This is a genomic window from Sorangium sp. So ce327 (genome assembly GCF_051530205.1).
Lineage (GTDB): Bacteria > Myxococcota_A > Polyangia > Polyangiales > Polyangiaceae > Sorangium > Sorangium cellulosum_B.
This window is the reverse complement of sequence record NZ_CP150330.1, coordinates 621644-639030: the sequence shown is the minus strand read 5'-3', so window position 1 is coordinate 639030 and position 17387 is coordinate 621644. Positions and strand designations below refer to the sequence as shown.

The following is a 17387-nucleotide window of genomic DNA, read 5'->3' as shown; positions in this document are numbered from 1 at the left end:
GAGGCACAACGTCGTGGGAACGCGGGCGCGGTCTTTTCTGTCAGCCGCTCCCCGGCGAGCGTAAGACTTGGGCGTGATCACCTCGGTGCGGATCAAGAACCTGCGCGGCATCCATACGGGCGCGCTCGAAGGGATGACGCCGCTCGTCGTGCTGGTCGGGCCGAACAGCTCGGGGAAGAGCACGATCCTGGATGCACTGCTCATCGGAGCCGGTCAGAAACCTGGCGCAAGCGCGGGGTACGTCGTGCGGCGCAGGGCTGGCCTGCGGCATGGCGCGCGGTGGCTGCTCTGGCGAGGCGCTCAGGAGGACAGCGGCGCGATCGAAGTGCGCACCGCGCAAGGAAGAACGTACTGGCGCGCCGTCCAATGGTCGGACCAACTCCAATTCGAGGACCTGCGTCGGCAGCTCCTTGATCAGGGCGCGAGCGGCCCCTTCAGCGCCGTCGAGGTGAACAGCATCGCCCTGTCGCCGGACTCACCTTTCCGTGTGGCGAACTCTTTCCCGGAGAGCCCCGACGGATGGGACAGGGCCTACGGTCTCGCCGTTGTCGCATCTGATAACACCTACGCCTCCACGGAGGCTCGGGACGCGGACTCGCCTCTTGATGTCTGGATGGTCGACCCCCGCTTCGGGCACCTCCTGTCCGAGCTCTACTCACGCATCGTGGAGCGCGGCCGCAGGCAGGCCGTTCGTGATCTCGTCGCGGCGATCGTCCCCGGGCTCGAGGCCATCGAGATCCTGACGGAGCATAACGACCCGAGGCTCCACCTCACCTTCGCCGATTCGAGCGTGCCGGTCGCGCTCGCGGGCGATGGCGTCCAGGCGCTCGTCCGGCTCAGCCTCGAGCTCGCCTCGCGCCCGGGCGGGACCGTGCTCCTTGAGGAGCCCGAGGCCCACCAGCACCCCGCTGCAATCTGGGCCAGCGCGCAGGGCATCGTGGAGGGGGTCCGGCGCGGGCTCCAGATCATCCTCTCCACGCACAGCCTCGAGCTGCTCGACGCCTTGTTGAGTGCGCTGAAGGACGACGAGCTCGGCCTGCTCTCGCTCTATCGGCTCAAGCTCGCCGGCGGCGAGTTGAGGCATAGCCGGCTCGAAGGGAGCGAGGTGCGCCTCTCGCGCGAGGCGATCGGAGACGACCTGCGATGAGCGCCCCCGTCGAGTCGGTCGTCCTTTGCGAGGGCTACCACGACCGAGCGTTCTGGGCCGGCTGGTTCATGGAGCGCCTCGGTTGGACGGACGCGCGCCCGCGCCGCGAGAACGGGACCTACGACATCGCCCGGGATCCATTCGGCAAGCCTGTGACCCGTGGGGATTTCGCCTATCGCACGCCTTCCGGTCGTTTTCTGCGCGTCCGTCCATGCCACGGCGACAGCCAAGTGCTCGCTGTCACGAAGACCCGGCTCCGCGAGCGGACGACGAACGGCCTCCGGCGGCTCGCCGTCAACCTCGACGTCGACACCGACGCGGCGGAGACGAATGGCGCACCGCTGCGCGAAGCGGCGCTCAGGGACGCGGTCGAGCGCATCGTCGCGCAGGAGGACCCAGGCTGGTCGCGCACCCCGGACGGTGACCTGTGCCTCGACGGCGGAGCGACGCTCGTCTCGTTGGTCCTCTGGTCTGCGAGCGATCCCCCGACCCCGGAGCTGCCGCCGCAGCAGACCCTGGAACGCCTCGTCTGCGCTGCGCTGCGCGCCGCCTACCCCGATCGCGCCACGGCCGTCGGTGCGTGGCTCGCGTCCCGCCGCGACCCGCCTCCGGCGACCCCGAAGGAGCACGCCTGGTCTCACATGGCCGGCTGGTACGCCGCCCACAACTGCGACGACTTCTTTCAGGCAGTGTGGCGAGCGCCGGCCGTCGCCGCTGAGCTCGAAGCCCGCCTCCGCGCCTCGGGAGCCCTGCGGGCCGCCGCGGCGCTGGATAGCTGATCCCCCTTCTTCGCGCCGATCTACCAGGGTTTCCGCTCCGCTTCCGGTGGCTCGCGCGCCGGCGCGGAGCCCCGGCGACGGCGACGCTCATGGCCGCGCGCGGCGCGTGCTAGGAGGGACTCGCGCCGCGAGCCGCTCGCATCCGCTCGCCGCCGCCCACCTCGCGCACCGCACGAAGAGGAACCTTGTCCAGCTCCGGTGAGTCCTACCCTCCGCCGCGCTATTCGACCCTCCCGCCCGGCTCGGCGGACGACGATCTCCCCCTGCCGGGCGAGATCACCTCGTTCTCCAGCTCGCGATCCCGCCGCGTGATCGCCGTGGGGGGCGGCCGCGGGGGCGTCGGCAAGGCGACGCTCGCGGTCAACCTGGGGGTGTATTTCGCGCAGCTCGGGCGCGACGTGATCATCATCGACACCGACGCTTACAGCCCGGGTCTGCACGCCGCGCTGGGGATCGAGGCGCCGCCGCTCGTCACGCGCGAGGACATCGAGGAGGGCAAGGCCGAGCCGATCGCGACAACGGTGCCCGGGCTCCGGCTCGTCCCGACCGCGTACGACCCGATGACGGCCACGCCGCACCGGCCGAGCCGCGCCGCCTACTGGATGAAGATGATCCAGGAGCTCGACGTCGACTACGTGATCGTCAGCCTCGGCGCGGCGACCGGCTCCTCGACGCTCGACCTCTTCCTGCACGCCGACGTCGGCATCTGCGCCACAACGCCCGAGCCGCTCGCGGTCGAGCACTCCTACCGCTTCTGCCGCGCGCTCTACCAGCGCACCCTGCGCCGGGCGCTCATGAAGGAGCGCTTCAAGATCCGGCTCGTGGAGAAGGTGGCCGCGTCGCTGCCGGCGCTCGCGACGCCGCGCGACTTCATCATGGAGGTGAAGCGGTTCGACGAGGGGGTCGCGTCGCTCGCGGCCGCGCAGCTGCCGCGGGTGAAGCCGCACCTCGTGGTCAGCCAGACCCGGCACCGCTCGGACCTGGAGCTCGGCCCCGCGATGAGCGCCGTCTCGGAGCGCTTCCTCGGCATCTCCCTCGACTACCTCGGCCACATCGAGCACGACGACGCCGTGTGGCTGACCGCGCGCCGGCGCCAGCCGCTCCTCATCGACAGCCCGACGTCGAAGAGCGCGCGCAACCTCGAGCGCGTGGCCCGGCGCATCCTCGCGCTGCTCGCCGCGCGCGACTCCCGCCCGGCCGAGGCGCACGCCCGCGCCCTCGCCGCCGCCTCGAAGAGCGCCGCGCCGCCGACGCTCTACGAGGCGCTCGGCCTCGCGCGGACGGCCGCCGACGACGAGATCCGGCGCGCCTACAAGCGCCAGCGCGACACCTACCGGGAGGGGAGCCTGCCCGTGGTCAGCGTGCTGAGCCCCGCGGTGCTCCAGAAGGAGCAGGCGCGCATCGAGGAGGCGCACGACACCCTCCTCGATCCGGTGCGCCGCCGCGCGTACGATCTCTCGACCTACCCGGACGATCCGCGCACGCAGCTCGGCCCGGTGCGCGCCGAGAACGCCGCCGCCGTGGCCGAGCTCGCCATGCTCCAGGCCGAGCTCGCGCGCGAGATCAACGCCGAGACGCAGTTCAGCGGCGCGCTGCTCCGCAAGGTGCGCGAGTCGCAGGGGGTCGAGCTCACCGACATCTCGCAGCGGACCAAGATCTCGCTGGCGCACCTCCAGGCGATCGAGAACGAGGCGATAGGCGACCTGCCCGCGACCGTCTACGTACAGGGATTCGTTCAGGAAATTGCCAAGTACCTGCGGCTCGATCCGGCGCAGGTGGCGAAGACCTACATGCGTCGCCTGCGCGAGATTTCTGCCGGCTCGCGCGCCAAGCCGCATGGCTGAGGCGTCGCGCGGAAGCGACGGGGCGGCGCGGATCGGAGGCGGGCGCGGCTCGTGCGGCACGTCAGATCGCGCCGGCGGGGATCTCGCGTTCTCGGCGCTCGCGTTCGCGCTCGCGCTGCTGCCGCGGCTCTACGTGGCGATCGCGTGGGCGCGCGAGCCCGTGTGGGACGGCCATTATTACGATTTCGGCGCGCGCCGCATCGCCGCCGGGCTCGGCTACTCGGACGATCTCATCGTCGGGGGCCAGGCGGTCTGGCACCCGTGGTGCCATTATCCGGTCGGCTACAGCGGGTTCCTCGCCCTCGTCTACCGGCTGTTCGGCGCCGGGCCGCACGCGGCGACCGTCGCGAACGCGGTGACCGGCGCGCTGCTCGTCGTCGTGGTCCACCGCCTCGCCCGGTACGCGACAACGCCGGGGCGCGCCCGCGTGGCGGCGCTCCTCGCGGCGCTCTCGCCGGGGCTCATCGTCTATGCGGCCCTCCTCATGACGGAGCCGCTCGCGGCGCTCGGCCTGGTGACGGCGCCCTGGCTGCTCGCGCGCGACGCCGCGCGTGGCCGCCCGGCCCGCGGCGCGGTCCTCGCGGGCGTGGCGCTCGGGCTCTCGGCGCTGGTGCGGCCCCAGAGCCTGCTCTGCGCGCCGGCGCTCGCGCTGCTGGCCATGCGTGCCCCGCAGGGGGTGGCGTCCGGAGGAGCGGCGGCGACGGCGTCTGGAGGGGCGGCCGCGTGGAAACGCGGCGCGCTCGCGGCGGCGCTCGCGGCCGCCACGGCCCTCGCCGTGGTGGCGCCGTGGACGATCCGCAACTGCCGCGTGATGGACGGCTGCGCGCTCGTCTCGACGAACGGCGGCTGGAACCTCGCCATCGGCGCGTTCCCGCGCGCGACGGGCCGCTTCGAGACGCTGCGCGCGGGAGACGGCTGCCCGATCGCGCGCGGCCAGGTGGCGCAGGACCGCTGCTGGATGGCCGCGGGGCTTCAGTGGATCAAGGATGATCCAGGTCGCTGGCTGGCCCTGATCCCGAGGAAGCTGGGCTTCACCTTCGATCACGAGTCGTTCCCGATCGGCTATCTCGGCGAGGCGAACCCTGCGGCGTGGCCCGAGGAGCGGCGCGCGGCGGGGCGCCGGGTGCTCACGGCGTCGCACCTCGGCCTGCTGTCCGCCGCGGCGCTCGGGGTCGTGGCGATGCCGCGGCGGAGGCCGCGGCGGGAGCTCGTCGCGCAGCTCCTCGCGCTCGCGGCGGTGCTCGGGCTGGTCGCGTGGGGGGTGCTCGGCGACGGGCACGCGTTCTGGCCGCTCGCGGTGGCGATCCCGCTGATCGCCGCGCTGCCGCTGCCAGGCCGACCCGCGAACGGGGGCGTCGTCGGCTACCTCGCGTTCGCGGTCGCGTCGGTGGCGCTGACGCACGCCGTGTTCTTCGGCGAGGACCGGTATCACATGGTCGTGACGCCGGCCCTGTGCATCCTCGCGGCATGCGCGCTGCGGCGAGAGGCGGCGGCCGGGGAGCCGGCGGGCGATCGATGACGTGACGCGGGCGGCGCCCGGAGGCGCTGGAGGCGAGCCGTCAGGGCTTTGGCGCCGCCACGCTCGGGCCGCCTGCTCTCTCCTTCTCCAACGCTTCCTGGCCCATCACCAGGCCGATCTCGATCCGCCGGTTCTTCGCCCGCCCCTCCGCCGTGACGTTCGTCGCCGCTGGCGCGAACTCCCCGTATCCAGCTGCGGACAGGCTCCCGGGCGCCATGCCCTCCGCGATCAGCGCCTGGACCACCGCCACCGCGCGGGCCGACGAGAGCTCCCAGCTCGACGGGAAGCGCGCGCCCTTCGCCTTCTTGCTCTTCGCGTCGCCGCCGTCGTCGGTGTGCCCGGCGACCTGGAACCTGTGCTCCGGCATCGTCCGGAGCACCGCGGCGATCTCGGCCAGCACCGCGCGCCCCTCGCGCTGGATCTCGGCCTTCCCCGCCGCGAACAGCGCGTCGCTCGGCACCTCGATCACGAGCTGCCCGGCGCGGAGCCCGACACGGACCTTCCCCGCGAGGGCCGCGCCCTTCAGCCGGTCCACGGCGTCGCGGATCCCGGCCGCCCGCGCCTCCGCCGCCGCCTGCTTCCGGCGCAGATCGTCGAGCTTGGCCCGCGTCTCCGCGAGCTCCGCCGACAGGCTGCCCCGCTCGCCGGCGAGCTGCCCCACGCTCTGCCCGGCGCTCCGGAGCCGCGCCGACAGCTCCTCGTTCATGGCGGCGAGCTCGTCGAGCCGCCGCGCGAGCCCCGCCTCGGCCGTCGTCGCCTCGGACAGCCTGAGATCGCGCGCCCGGAGGTCGTCCGAGAGGCGCGCCAGCTCCTCCTCGATGGCGGCGATTTGCGCGGACCGCTGCGCGGCCTCGGCGCGGGCGCTCTGGGCCTCGGCCCGCGCCTTGTCACCCGCCTCGCGCTCTCTCCGGATCTCCGCGCGCGCCTCGTCGTACAGCCCCTGCCGGACGAGGCAGCCCGGGGTCGCCAGCCCGAGCAGGCCGGCCGTGAGGAGCCGCGCCGCCGCAGGCGAGCGCCGCGAGAGCCACGTCGGGATCCTGCCGGCGGTCGTCGTGTCTTTCATGCGTCGCGCGCACTCTGGCACGAAACCCCGGGCGCGACGAAATCGTGGCAAACGTTCCCCGCGCGCCGCCGCGCGAGCGGTCGCGAGCCGTCCGCGAGCCGTCCCACGGCGCGCGAACCCCTGGTACCCTCGGCGGCGTGATGCCTCGGCGAGCTTGGTTTTCCGTGGGCGCCCTCGCAGCGACGACGCTGGTCGGCAGCGCCGCGGCGGCGTTCCCGCACGTCGTCCGCGAGGGCGAGACGCTCGCGCAGATCGCGGAGCGCACCTACGGGCGCGTGCAGATGGAGCAGGTGCTCGTCGCCGCCAACGCGCTCGACGCGGGCGCCGGCGTGCCGATCATGCCCGGCCTGCGCCTGGAGGTGCCCGCGCTGGGCCACCACCGCGTCACCGCGGGCGAGACCTGGGCGATCCTCGCGGAGCGGCTGCTCGGCACCGCCGACCGGAGCGACGTCCTCTCGATCTCGAACGACACGTGGCCCTGGCTCGAGCCGACCGACGGGCAGGAGATCATCGTGCCGTACAACCTGCGGTACGTCGTCGGCCAGCACGACACCTTGCTCACCATCGCCTATCGCTTCCTGGGCAAGCGGGACCACGCGTGGATGCTCGACAAGTACAACCACCTCAAGCAGCGCCCGCTGCGCCGCGGCATGGTGATCCTCGTCCCGCTCACGGATCTGCCGCTCACGGCCGAGGGCAAGGCCGAGGCCGCGAGCTCCGGCGCGCTGGTGCGCTCCGAGGGGGCCGGCCGCGCGCGCGACGCCCAGCGCCGGGTCGACGCCGAGCTGCCGCAGCTCGCCGGCGACGTGCGGAGCGGCCGCTACATCGACGCCGTGGCGCGGGCGAGCCGCCTGCTCGGCTACGGCGATCTCGCCCGGGTGCAGATCGCCACGTTGCAGCGGCACCTGCTCGAGGCCTACGTCGCGCTCGACGCCACAGGGCTCGCCGAGACCGCGTGCGCCGCGTGGCGCGAGGCCGACCCCGCCGCGCGGCTCGATCCCATCGAGCTCAGCCCGAAGATCGTGCGCGCCTGCACCTCGTCGACGGAGCTGCACCTCAGGGCGCCTTCGCCGGACCCCGCGCCGCCGATCCCGGCGGACGCGGGCGGTGGGCGGTGACCTCGCAGCAGCCCGCGCCCGATCGCCTGCCCGCAGGGCACGGCGTCGCCTCGCGGTACACCGTCGAGTCCGTCATCGGCGAGGGGGCGTCCGGCGTCGTCTACCGCGCCACCCGCGACGAGGACGGCCAGCCCGTCGCGCTGAAGGTGATCCACAGGCACCTCTCGGGCACGCCCCAGATCTTCAGGCGCTATCACCGGGAGGCCGCCATCCTGGAGCGCGTCGAGGGCCCGCACGTCGTCCGGATGCTCGACTTCGTCGAGGAGGGCGGGCTCCTCGTGATCGCGCTCGAGCACATCGACGGCGGCTCGCTCGAGGAGCTCCTGCGGGACCACGCGCCGATCGAGATCGACCTGGCGATCGAGATCGCCCTGCAGATCTGCGCCGCGCTGGAGACCGCGCACGCGGCCGGCGTGGTGCACCGCGATCTCAAGCCGGCCAACGTGCTCATCGAGCGCCCGGACGGGCGCGCGGGCGCCGCGCCGTCCCCCTTCGCCGGCCGCGTCCGCGTGGTCGATTTCGGGCTCGCGAAGGTGGTGCACGGCGAGCAGCAGACGACCGGGCTCACCGAGAAGGACATGATCTTCGGGACGCCGGAGTACATGGCGCCGGAGCAGGTGCGCGGGGAGGACGTCGACCCGCGCAGCGACATCTACGCGCTCGGCTGCATCCTCTACGAGATGGCGGTCGGCGCCGTGCCGTTCAGCAAGCGGACGCCCATCGCCGTGATGACGGCGCAGATCGCCGAGCAGCCGCTGCCGCCGCGCGCCAGCGAGCGCTCCGGGCTCATCTCGGCCGGCCTGGAGGCGGTCATCCTGAGGGCCCTCGCCAAGAGCCCTTCCGAGCGGCACCCGAGCGCCAGGGCCTTCGCGGACGCCCTGCGCGCCTGCCGAGAAGAACGGCGCGTCGTGCACCACACCCCCGCGAGCCTCGCGGACGCCGTCTCGATCACCGATCTCGCGCTCGAGCGGACCGGCCTGGATTACGCCGCGCCCCTCCAGGACGGTGCTTCCGCCCCGGGCGTCGGCCATGTTGGCCACGTCGGCCATCCGGTCACGCGTCCGGAAAGCGCGGTGGCGAGCGCGGTGAGGAGAGCGCTGCCCGAAAGCGCGGCCGCGGTGGTCCGCGGGACGCCCGCTGGCCCTGCTCCGACGGCGGGCGGCACCTCGCGTGAGCTCATCCTCTGGACCGTGGTGGCCATTCTCTGCGCGGCCGCCGGCATCGTGGTCGGCACGCTGTTCGGGGCGCGCTAGGACGCGCTGGAACGAGCTGAAACGCAGCTGGGGCGTGCCTGGCGCGCCGCCATCGGGGGGCTGCGGCTATGGCGTGGAGCGCGAGGATCGTGGTAATCGTTCTCATGCGTTCCTTGCTGTCCGGCGGCGCAGCCCTCGCGGCGCTCCGCTCTGCTCGGCCCCGGCGGCGGCGCGCTCTCCCCTGCGTCGCCGCCGCGTTCGCCCTGTTCGCCCCCGCGGCCGCTTCGGCCTATGACTCGCTCGCCGTGCCGTGCGCGGACGACCCGCTTCAGTGCGCGCGGGGGCCGCTCACGTTCCAGCGCAAAGACGCCATCCCGCTCGAGCTCGACTTCGATACAGGCTGGGTCCCGCCGGGCTCGCCGCTCCAGGTCAACCTCGGGGCGGCGGTCTACGCCGACACCCAGGTCTCGTTGAGCGGAGCGCTCGAGGCGTCGTGGCCAGAGGCGCTCGCGCTCAAGGCACCAGGCGCCCCGGACGGAGGCGCGTTCAGCTGCGATTACGGACTCGATGTCAGCGCACAGGGACGCATCAGCATTTCCGTCCTGGGCCAGGACTTCGACTGGACGGGTGATATCCCCTATGTGCCCCAGATCGATCTCCAGGTGCACACCCGAGAGCAGTTCGACGCCTGGGGCTGGGAGCCGGGCATCACGCTGGAGAGCTCCACCGCGCTGCAGCGCGTTGCGTCCGTGTCGCTCGGCGACCTCATCGGCGGCTCGATCCCCGGAATCGACGGGAGGTTCGAGCTCGACATCGCGATGGACGTCGCGGCCCGCTACACGACCCATCGCGTGGCCATCGAGACGCTCGATCAGGCGACGGTGAGCGGAGGCGACATCACCTCCGAGGGCGGAGCCTCCTCCGTGGACTACGTGGGAGGCCCGTCGGTCGAGCTCAATGTTCGTCCGGAGGGCTCGGTGCGGTACGACGGCACGCTCCACCTCGTCCCCGCGTTCGGCGTCAGCCTGCTGGGCCGCTCGTGGTCGATCCCGCTCGCCGACATCCCGCTCGCCTTCCCGCTCACCGAGCACGAATGGGTCTTCGAGAGCGAGCGCGTCCATGTGCCGCTCCCGGACCTCGCGCTGGACAAGCAGGAGATCGATTTTGGCGCCGTGGAGGTGGGGCAGGCCAACGTGGAGCTCGTCCGCCTGTCGAACGCGGGAGAGGCGCTGCTCGATGCCGTCGTGACGACCGACGACGCGGAGAGCTTCGAGCTCGCGGACGCGGCGCTCGGGATCGATCCGGAAACGGAGATCGATTTCGCGATCCGCTTCGCGCCGAAGGCCAGCGGCGCGTTCGCGGCGACCGTCCTCGTCGAGTCCAACGACCCCGACCGACCCCTGCAGATGATCGCTGTGCGAGGGATCGGCGTCGGCGAGCCGGAGGCCCCGGCAGGCGGCGGCGACCTCGCAGAGGAGGACGGCGGCTGCGCCTGCCGCGCGGCCGGGGGCGCGCCGCGCGGGAGCGCCGGCGGCCGGGCGTGGGCGGCCTTTGGCCTGTCGCTCGCCACGCTCGCGGGCGGCCTCAGGCGCCGGCGGCGCGCCGCCTGAGGCTCACGCCGCGCTCGGCGGGCCCACGGCGATCTTCCGCCGCGTCGACACGGCCGCGATCTCCTCCAGCTCCTCGCCGCGCAGCGTCTCCTTGAGCACGAGCGCCTCCGCGACCGCCTCGAGGCCCTCGCGGCGATCGACGAGCAGCTGCTTGGCCTTCAGGTACATCTCGCCGAGCCGCTCCCTCACCTCCTCGTCGACCTCGCGGGCGGTCTCCTCGCTGCACGTGCGCTCCTCCTGGAGCACGCCGAGCATCGGCGCGCCGACGGTGCGCGCGAGCGCGGCCAGCCCGAGGCGCCGGCTCATCCCGAGGCGGGTCACCATCTCGCGGACGAGCGCCGTTGCGCGCCCGAGATCGTCGTGCGCGCCGCTCGACACCTGCCCCAGCGCGATCTCCTCCGCCGCCCTGCCCCCGAGCATCACCGTGACGCGCGACTCGATCTCCTGCTCGGTGACCAGCTGTCGCTCGTCGCGGGGCACCTGGATCGTGACGCCGAGCGCGCCGATCGTGCGGGCCACGATGGACACCCGCTCCACCGGATCGGCGGCTGGCAGCGCGAGCGCGACGAGGGCGTGCCCGGCCTCGTGGTAGGCCACGCGCCGCCGCTCCTCCGCGGTCATGATCTGCCCGCGGCGCCGGAGCCCGAGCTGCGAGCGATCGAGCGCCTCGTCGAAATCGGCCTGTCCGATCTCCCTCGCGCCGCGCCGCGCCCCGGCCAGCGCGGCCTCGTTGACGATCTTCGCGAGATCGGCGCCGACCATGCCCGGCGTGCGGCGCGCCACGAGCCCGAGATCGACGCCGCTCGCGAGCGGCACCCGCCGCGCGTGGACGGCGAGGATCGCCTCGCGGCCCCGCAGATCGGGCCGATCCACGATGACCTGGCGATCGAAGCGCCCGGGCCGCAGGAGCGCCGGATCGAGCACCTCGGGGCGGTTCGTGGCGGCCATCAGGATCACGGTGGTGCGCGCGTCGAAGCCGTCGAGCTCGGCGAGGAGCTGGTGGAGCGTCTGCTCTCGCTCGTCGTGCGTCGCGAGGGCGCCGAGGCCGCCCCGGGTCCTGCCCACGGCGTCGATCTCGTCGATGAACACGATGCTGGGCGCGCTCTTGCGCGCCTCCTCGAAGAGCTCGCGGACCCGCGCGGCCCCGAGCCCCACGAACATCTCGACGAACTCGCTCGCGTTCAGCGAGAAGAACGGCACGTTCGCCTCGCCCGCCACCGCCCGCGCGAGCAGCGTCTTGCCGGTGCCCGGCGGCCCGATGAGCAGGAGGCCGCGCGGGATCCGCCCGCCCAGCGAGCGGTACCTCGAGGGCTCCTTGAGGAAGTCGACGACCTCGACGAGCTCGTCCTTGGCCTCGTCGACGCCGGCGACGTCCGAGAAGCGCACCGGATCCTGCCTGGATCGATCGTAGATCTTCGCCTTGCTGCGCAGGAACCCGAGCGGCCCGCCGGCCCCCTGCCCCGCCCGCCGCAGCACCATGAAGAACGCCGCGTTGATGAGCAGGAGCGGCAACATCCAGATCGCCACCTGCATCCACACCGACGTCTGGGGGCTCTTCGCCTCGATGCGGACCTGCTTGTCGAGCAGCGCCCTCACGAGCGGCTCGTCCTCGACGCCGGGCAGCCGCGTCACGCGGACGCGCTCCTCCGGTCGTTGCGGGCTCTCGCGGCGGATCAGCTCGATCTCGTCGGGCTTCACGATCGCCGCGGAGACCTCCCCGCGCTGCACCTCGGCGACCGCCTCGTCGTACGGCACGAGCGGGCGCCCTCGTGACCTGACGATCCCGGAAAGGACCAGGATCCCGACGGCGATCAGCAGGTACCCGAGCCACGCGCGCGACGCCGGCCTCTTCTCGTCAGCCATTCCACGGAGCTGATGTGCGGCGGGCGTCGCTTCGGCAAGCCCTCGCCCCCGGAACAACGGGAAAGCCCACGAGAAAGCCGCGCGAGGGAGGGAGCCCAGGGGTGTCCCCGAGCGTGGCTCGGCGCGCCGCCGGCGCACGGCTGCCGCGCGTCCACCGACAGCGCCGGCGCACGGCTGCCGCGCGTCCCCCCGCAACGCCGGCGCGCCGCTGCCGCGAGGTGATCGCCCGGTGGATCCAGGCTAAGAAGCGACACCGTGCCGCTCGCCTCCGACCGCGCCTCGCTCGCCGCGTTCCCCATCGACTGGGGCGGGCTCGCCCCGCTCCGCCTCAAGTCGCGCGCCGTCGCCGAGGGCGTCTACGCCGGCATGCACCGGAGCGTCCGCAAGGGCGCGGGCGTCGAGTTCGGCGGCCAGCGGCCCTATGTGCCCGGCGACGATCTCCGCTTCTTCGATCGCCGCGCCCTGCTCCGCCACGATCGCCTCATGGTGCGCGAGTTCGAGACCGAGACCGATCGCGCCCTGTGGCTGTGCGTCGACGCGACCGCCTCGATGTCGTACCGCGGCCGGCGCGCGCCCGGCGCCAAGCTGGCCTACGCGGCGCTCATCGCCGCGGCCATGGCCCGCGTCGCGCTCGCCACCGGCGACCCGGTGGGGCTCGCCTGGCTCGGCGGCGCCGGCACCCACGGCCTGCCCGCGATGGCGGGGCGCGAGGCGTTCGAGCGGATCGTCGGCGCCCTCGAGGCCACCTCCGCCGCCCAGGACTGGAGCGGCGACGCCGGCGCCGTCGAGCGCGCGCTCGCGCCCATCGCGAAGAAGGCCCGCCGCGGCGCCGTCGTCCTGCTCATCTCAGATCTCATCGATCTCGCTCATGAATCCGGCGCGGCCCCGTCGGGCGTCGATCGCGCGCTCTCGGCGTTCACGTCGCTGAGCACCGGCGGCCGCACGCTGATCGCCCTCCAGGTCCTCGATCCCAGCGAGGCGACGCTCGACTTCGAGGGCAACGTGCGCCTCCGCGCCCTGGAGGGCGGCGCGGTCGTGGAGGCCGACGCGGGCGCGGTCCGCGCGCAGTACCAGGCGCGCCTCGCCGCCCTGGCCGAGGCCTGGTCGCGGGCGCTCGCGTCGCGCGGCGGCCGCCTGCTCCGCGCGACGAGCGCCGATCCTCCGACCGACGTCGTCCGCTCGCTCGTGCAGGCGATCGCCGAGGTGCGCCGATGAGCTTCGTCACGCTCGGCGCGCTGCTGGTCGCGCTGCTCGTCGGCGCGCCGGTCGCCGCGCACCTCCTGCGCCGTCGCCGCGCCGAGGAGCGGCCGTTCCCGCCGGCGCGCCTGGTCCCGCCCACGCCGCCGACGGCGCGGCGCCGGAGCCTCCTCGAGGACCGCGCCCTCTTCGCCACCCGGGCCGTCTCGGTGATCGCGCTCGCGGTGCTCGGCGCCACGCCGCTCCTGCGCTGCTCGCACCTGTCGCTCAGCCGCAGGGCCGGCGCGTCGGTCGCGCTCGCCATCGTCGTCGACGACTCGCTCAGCATGCGGGCGCGTCCGGCCGGCGCCGAGGGCGCCGCGCGCGACGGGCGGTCGATCGACGCTTCCTCGCATTCGCCCTCGCGGTTCGAGCGCGCGCTCACGGCCGCGCGCGAGCTCGCCGGCGGCCTCGCTCCCGGCGACGCCGCGGCGCTCGTCCTCGCGGGCGCCCCGGCCCGCGTCGCCCTCGCGTCGACAACCAACCTCGCCGCCGTCGGCGAGGCGCTCGACGCGGTGGCGCCGTCGGACCGCGCCACCGACATCGACGGCGCCCTCGCGCTCGCCCGCGATCTGCTCCGTGGGCTGCCTCAGAGCGACAAGCGCATCGTGCTCCTCAGCGACCTCGCGGACGGCACGCCCGGCGCCCCGCCCATCTCGGGCACCCCCGACATCGCCACGTGGGTGCCGCTCCAGGAGCTCGAGGCGACGGGCGAGGACTGCGGGATCGTGCGCGCCGATCGATCCGGCCAGAAGGCGCGCGTCCGCGTCGTCTGCACCGCCGGGTCGACCGCGGCGCGCGGGCCCGACATCGCCGTCGCGCAGCGAGACGGCGGCGCGGACGCGCCGCCCGCCGCGGGCTCCGCCGCCGCAGGCGCCTCGGCGACGGGCGCCTCCGCCGCGGCGGGGCGATCCCTCGAGGTGCGCGCCGGCGACGCCGTGCTCGGCAAGGTCGCGCTCGATCCGGCCCTGCGCGCCGAGGAGCTCTCGATCGACCTCCCGGCCGGGACGCCCGAGATCCTGATCGCCGCGCTCACCGGCGGCGACGCGATCGTCGAGGACGATCGCGCCCCGATCATCTCCGCCGGCGGCCCGCTCTCGATCGCGGTCGTGGTCGACCCCGCGACCACGCACGTCGAGACGGGCGGCCCGCCGCCGCTCGAGCAGGCCCTCTCGGCGCTCGACCTGGACGCGCAGATCAGGCCGCTGCCCTCGGTCCCGGAGCACGCGGACGAGCTGGCCGCGCACGCGGGGCTCATCGTCGACGACGCGCCCGGCTTCACGCCGGAGGTGCGCCGCTCGCTCGCCGCGTGGGTCGAGCGCGGCGGCGTCGCGCTGCTGACGCTCGGCCAGCGCGCGGCCGCGGCGCCGCTCGGCGCCGGGTTCGAGCCGCTGGTCCCGGGGGTCGTCCGCTGGTCGGCCTCCCCGGTGCCCGGCGTGGATCCGGCGACGGCGGGCTGGCTCGGCCCGTCCGCGCCCGGCCTCGCCGACGTCGCCCCGCGCGGCCGGGCGACGCTGGGCGCGGAGGCCTCGGAGGGCGCCGAGGTGCTCGCCCGGTGGGCGGACGGCGCCCCGTTCCTCGTGCGCCGCCCGCTCGGGCGCGGCGTGGTGCTGTTCATGACGCTGCCGCTCAGCACGGAGGAGAGCGACGTCGCGCTGCGGCCGGCGTTCCTGTCGTTGCTCGACGGCTTCGTCGGCGCCGCGCGCGCCCGCGGCGGCGCGCGGCGCCTCGCCGCGGGCGAGCTGTGGACGTTCGACGGCTACCACGACGTCAAGGTCGAGCGCGTGCGGGTCGACCGCGACGGGGCCTCGCAGGGCTCGCGGTCGCGCGAGGCGCTCCCCGTCGCCGAGGTCGAGCGGCGCCTGCGCGTCTCTCCGCCGCTCGCCGGCCTCTACGAGCTCACCCTGGACGGCGAGCGCTCGACGCGCGTCGTGTCGGTCCCGGAGCGCGAGATCGACCTCCGCCCCAGGCGCGTCGCCGAGAGCGCCCGCGCGGCGGAGCTGGGCGGCATGGCCGCATCCATCGACGGGTCGCCCTACGTCGCGCTCCTGCTGCTCCTGTTGCTCGCGGTCGAGCTCTTGCTGCGCTCCATCGGAGGGCGGCAGGAGCCGGCGGAGAGTCAGGCGAGCTGAGGCTGGTCCCCTCCGGCGCGCCTGCCGGCGCGGAGCAGCCGGCGTCGAGTCGAGTCGAATCGAGTCAACCGACCGCACCGCACCGCGCCGCCGCGCTCAGTGCGTCTGCCAGTGCGGGGGGATCTCGTCCGCCGGCGCGAACTCGGGCTTGGCCGGCGCGGCGGGCACGGTCGCGGCCCGGCGAGGCCCGTTCGGCTTGAAGCTGTGCTCTGCCGCGGGGAACGTGCGCGACTGCACCTCGTCCACGTAGGCGCGCGTCGCCTCCACGATCTGATCGCCGACCTCGGCGAAGCGCTTCGCGAACTTCGGCGTCAGCTCGCGGAACATCCCGAGCAGGTCGTAACAGACGAGCACCTGCCCGTCGCAGCCGGCCCCGGCGCCGATGCCGATCGTCGGGACGGAGACCGCGGCCGTCACCTCCTGCGCGAGGTCCGGCGGGATGGCCTCGAGCACGATCGCGTAGGCGCCCGCCTCGTCGAGGACGCGCGCGTCGGCGATGAGGCGCTCGGCCGCCTCGTCGCCCTTGCCCTGCACCTTGAACCCGCCCATCGCGTGCACCGACTGCGGCGTGAGCCCGAGGTGACCCATCACCGGGATGCCCGCGGCGACGATCCGGCGCACGTGCTCGGCGATCTCCTCGCCCCCCTCGAGCTTGATGCTCTCGAAGCTGCCCTCCTTCATCATGCGCCCGGCGTTCTCGAGCGCGTGCATCGGAGAGAGCTGGAAGCTCATGAACGGCATGTCGCCCACGACGTGGGCGCGCCGCGCGCCGCGCGCCACCGCGCGCCCGTGGTAACAGATCTCCTCGACCGTCACGGGGAGCGTCGTCGTGTGCCCCTGCACGACCATCCCCAGCGAGTCGCCGACGAGCAGCAGATCGGCGCCGCCCTCGTCGAGCAGCCGCGCCATCGTGAAGTCGTAGGCCGTCACCATCGCGATCGGCGAGGCCCCTTTGCGGGAGCGGATCTCGGGGACCGTGACCTTCGTCGAGCGCTGCGCTGGCCTGCGTGCGCTGCCGCCACCGTTGCCTTGCGGACCGTACATGTGCCTCCGGGTCGCGGCCGCACTCGCGGTCCACGCCTCGGGACAAGCTAGGGCGGCGCCCGCTGCGGGGCAAGACGCGGCGCGCGGCGGTCGCGGGGCGGCAAGCCGCAATCTTCAGCGTTCTCGCCAGGTTGCCGGCCGGTCGCCGGCCGGCAGGGGCGTGCGGCCAGGACGCCGCGCGGCGGCGCGATCACAGCAGCGGCCGGATCAACCGTGGCGCGGGCCGGCGCCGCGGGCGGGGTGCGCTGCCCCCGTCGTTCGCGAGCCGCCCGGAGGCGCGGGCCTCGGGTTGGTCAGCGCGGTCAGGACGTGATCGCGCCACGCGCCGTCGATGAACAGGTAATCGCGCGCGTACCCCTCGACGACGAAGCCGAGGCGCCGGAGCAGCCGGCCGCTGCGCTCGTTGTGCGGCAGGTAGTTCGCCATCACCCGGTGGAAGCCGAGCGTGTCGAACATGTACGCGTTCGCCGCCTCGATCGCCTCGAACATCAGGCCCGAGCCCACGGCGCGCTGGTCGAGCGAGTAGCCGAGGGTCGCGGCCTGGAAGGCGCCGCGGACGAACTGCGTGAAGTTGCAGACCCCGATCACCTCGCCGCCGGGGGCGCCGCGCCACTGCAGCGCGAGCCGGAGCGCGCGATCCGCGGCGAAGTCCTCAAGGTCGCGGAGGAGTCGCTCGCGCCAGAACGCCTCGGTGTAGAAGCCCTCGGGGCGCGGCGGATCCCACCGCGCCAGGTGATCGCGGTTGCGCTCGAAATAGGCGAGGTAGCGGCCAGCGAGCTCGACGGGAGGGATGAAGAGGCGCAGCCGCGGGGTCTCGATGCAGACGGGGCTCTTCAAGG

The 17387-nt window shown here is 74.1% G+C and carries 13 protein-coding genes; 9 read left to right on the top strand and 4 right to left on the bottom strand.

Going from position 1 to position 17387, the window contains the following annotated elements; all coding sequences use genetic code 11:
• Positions 1-73: 73 nt before the first annotated feature.
• The 4 genes from WME95_RS02345 to WME95_RS02330 all read left to right on the top strand — a co-directional run bounded on the left by WME95_RS02345 (position 74) and on the right by WME95_RS02330 (position 5289).
• Positions 74-1147 carry an AAA family ATPase gene (locus tag WME95_RS02345; RefSeq protein WP_437906809.1) on the top strand — a complete coding sequence of 358 codons (1074 nt, stop codon included), beginning with the start codon at positions 74-76 and terminating at the stop codon, positions 1145-1147.
• A complete protein-coding gene (locus tag WME95_RS02340) occupies positions 1144-1926 on the top strand; it encodes a hypothetical protein (RefSeq protein ID WP_437906808.1) in 783 nt (260 codons plus the stop codon). The genes WME95_RS02345 and WME95_RS02340 overlap by 4 nt, the downstream gene beginning before the upstream one ends.
• Positions 1927-2111: 185 nt before the next feature.
• The gene (locus tag WME95_RS02335) at positions 2112-3770 is read left to right on the top strand and encodes a helix-turn-helix domain-containing protein (protein WP_437549128.1); all 1659 of its coding nucleotides are present in this window, start codon (positions 2112-2114) and stop codon (positions 3768-3770) included.
• On the top strand, positions 3763-5289 hold the full coding sequence (locus WME95_RS02330; RefSeq protein WP_437906807.1) for an ArnT family glycosyltransferase: 1527 nt from the start codon (positions 3763-3765) through the stop codon (positions 5287-5289). Before WME95_RS02335 ends, WME95_RS02330 begins: the two co-directional genes overlap by 8 nt.
• A gap of 40 nt (positions 5290-5329) precedes the next feature.
• Here the strand turns inward: WME95_RS02330 and WME95_RS02325 are convergent, their stop codons facing one another.
• Positions 5330-6352 (bottom strand): OmpA family protein, encoded by a 1023-nt coding sequence (locus WME95_RS02325; protein WP_437906806.1) that lies wholly within the window; start codon positions 6350-6352, stop codon positions 5330-5332.
• A 164-nt stretch (positions 6353-6516) separates the two neighbouring features.
• Here WME95_RS02325 and WME95_RS02320 point away from each other — a divergent pair, with 164 nt between their 5' ends.
• The 3 genes from WME95_RS02320 (at position 6517) to WME95_RS02310 (ending at position 10273) form a co-directional block, all read left to right on the top strand.
• The gene (locus WME95_RS02320; protein ID WP_437906805.1) at positions 6517-7470 is read left to right on the top strand and encodes a LysM peptidoglycan-binding domain-containing protein; all 954 of its coding nucleotides are present in this window, start codon (positions 6517-6519) and stop codon (positions 7468-7470) included.
• The gene (locus WME95_RS02315) at positions 7467-8723 is read left to right on the top strand and encodes a serine/threonine-protein kinase (protein ID WP_437906804.1); all 1257 of its coding nucleotides are present in this window, start codon (positions 7467-7469) and stop codon (positions 8721-8723) included. The genes WME95_RS02320 and WME95_RS02315 overlap by 4 nt, the downstream gene beginning before the upstream one ends.
• Positions 8724-8827: 104 nt before the next feature.
• Complete coding sequence (locus WME95_RS02310; protein ID WP_437906803.1) at positions 8828-10273, top strand: choice-of-anchor D domain-containing protein; 1446 nt, start codon at positions 8828-8830, stop codon at positions 10271-10273.
• Between the two features lie 3 nt (positions 10274-10276).
• Here the strand turns inward: WME95_RS02310 and ftsH are convergent, their stop codons facing one another.
• Complete coding sequence (gene ftsH / locus WME95_RS02305) at positions 10277-12136, bottom strand: ATP-dependent zinc metalloprotease FtsH (RefSeq protein ID WP_437549118.1); 1860 nt, start codon at positions 12134-12136, stop codon at positions 10277-10279.
• Between the two features lie 255 nt (positions 12137-12391).
• Between ftsH and WME95_RS02300 the strand changes: the two genes are divergently transcribed.
• Both WME95_RS02300 and WME95_RS02295 read left to right on the top strand, forming a co-directional pair.
• Positions 12392-13351: a DUF58 domain-containing protein gene (locus WME95_RS02300; RefSeq protein WP_437549116.1), complete on the top strand. Its 960-nt coding sequence runs from the start codon at positions 12392-12394 to the stop codon at positions 13349-13351.
• The gene (locus tag WME95_RS02295; protein WP_437906802.1) at positions 13348-15504 is read left to right on the top strand and encodes a VWA domain-containing protein; all 2157 of its coding nucleotides are present in this window, start codon (positions 13348-13350) and stop codon (positions 15502-15504) included. Before WME95_RS02300 ends, WME95_RS02295 begins: the two co-directional genes overlap by 4 nt.
• Positions 15505-15600: 96 nt before the next feature.
• On the opposite strand, the gene panB is transcribed toward WME95_RS02295, so the two are convergent.
• Both panB and WME95_RS02285 read right to left on the bottom strand, forming a co-directional pair.
• A complete protein-coding gene (gene panB / locus WME95_RS02290; RefSeq protein ID WP_437549113.1) occupies positions 15601-16548 on the bottom strand; it encodes a 3-methyl-2-oxobutanoate hydroxymethyltransferase in 948 nt (315 codons plus the stop codon).
• A gap of 207 nt (positions 16549-16755) precedes the next feature.
• Positions 16756-17385: a GNAT family N-acetyltransferase gene (locus WME95_RS02285; protein WP_437906801.1), complete on the bottom strand. Its 630-nt coding sequence runs from the start codon at positions 17383-17385 to the stop codon at positions 16756-16758.
• Positions 17386-17387: the final 2 nt, after the last annotated feature.

Bases quoted from the DNA above. Each gene is read 5' to 3' on its own strand.
- WME95_RS02340 (WP_437906808.1), top strand. From the start codon at position 1,144: ATGAGCGCCCCCGTCGAGTCGGTCGTCCTTTGCGAGGGCTACCACGAC.
- WME95_RS02330 (WP_437906807.1), top strand. From the start codon at position 3,763: ATGGCTGAGGCGTCGCGCGGAAGCGACGGGGCGGCGCGGATCGGAGGC.
- WME95_RS02325 (WP_437906806.1), bottom strand. From the start codon at position 6,352: ATGAAAGACACGACGACCGCCGGCAGGATCCCGACGTGGCTCTCGCGG.
- WME95_RS02310 (WP_437906803.1), top strand. From the start codon at position 8,828: ATGCGTTCCTTGCTGTCCGGCGGCGCAGCCCTCGCGGCGCTCCGCTCT.
- ftsH (WP_437549118.1), bottom strand. From the start codon at position 12,136: ATGGCTGACGAGAAGAGGCCGGCGTCGCGCGCGTGGCTCGGGTACCTG.
- WME95_RS02295 (WP_437906802.1), top strand. From the start codon at position 13,348: ATGAGCTTCGTCACGCTCGGCGCGCTGCTGGTCGCGCTGCTCGTCGGC.
- panB (WP_437549113.1), bottom strand. From the start codon at position 16,548: ATGTACGGTCCGCAAGGCAACGGTGGCGGCAGCGCACGCAGGCCAGCG.